Genomic DNA, 395 nt, shown 5'->3' on the forward strand with positions numbered 1-395 from the left:
TGGTTCTCATCCTGCACTGCTTCACTACATTTTCCACTTTGAAAGTGGTGGGCCGTGCTGGATTCGAACCAGCGACCAATTGATTAAAAGTCAACTGCTCTACCAACTGAGCTAACGGCCCATCTAAATGCCTTTTACTACTTTACTGTTGGCTTTCATAATTTCAGGAGGATCTACCTAAAAAGTGGTGGGCCGTGCTGGATTGACTCGGTTTCACCTCGCCTTGCGGGCAACGCTTGCGCGTTGTCGTCTCGCTTCGCTCGGCTCGAACCTCTGGTTCTCATCCTGCACTGCTTCACTACATTTTCCACTTTGAAAGTGGTGGGCCGTGCTGGATTCGAACCAGCGACCAATTGATTAAAAGTCAACTGCTCTACCAACTGAGCTAACGGCCC

General features: G+C 49.6%; 2 tRNA genes and 1 other RNA gene. All 3 read right to left on the reverse strand.

Going from position 1 to position 395, the window contains the following annotated elements:
- Positions 1–45: 45 nt before the first annotated feature.
- The 3 genes from D6C13_RS25430 to D6C13_RS25440 all read right to left on the reverse strand — a co-directional run bounded on the left by D6C13_RS25430 (position 46) and on the right by D6C13_RS25440 (position 395).
- Positions 46–121: transfer RNA gene (locus D6C13_RS25430), tRNA-Lys, on the reverse strand.
- A 64-nt stretch (positions 122–185) separates the two neighbouring features.
- Positions 186–305: non-coding RNA, RtT sRNA (locus D6C13_RS25435), on the reverse strand.
- A 14-nt stretch (positions 306–319) separates the two neighbouring features.
- Positions 320–395: transfer RNA gene (locus D6C13_RS25440), tRNA-Lys, on the reverse strand.

The sequence above is a fragment of the Rahnella woolbedingensis genome (assembly GCF_003602095.1).
GTDB classification, from domain to species: Bacteria; Pseudomonadota; Gammaproteobacteria; order Enterobacterales; family Enterobacteriaceae; genus Rahnella; species Rahnella woolbedingensis.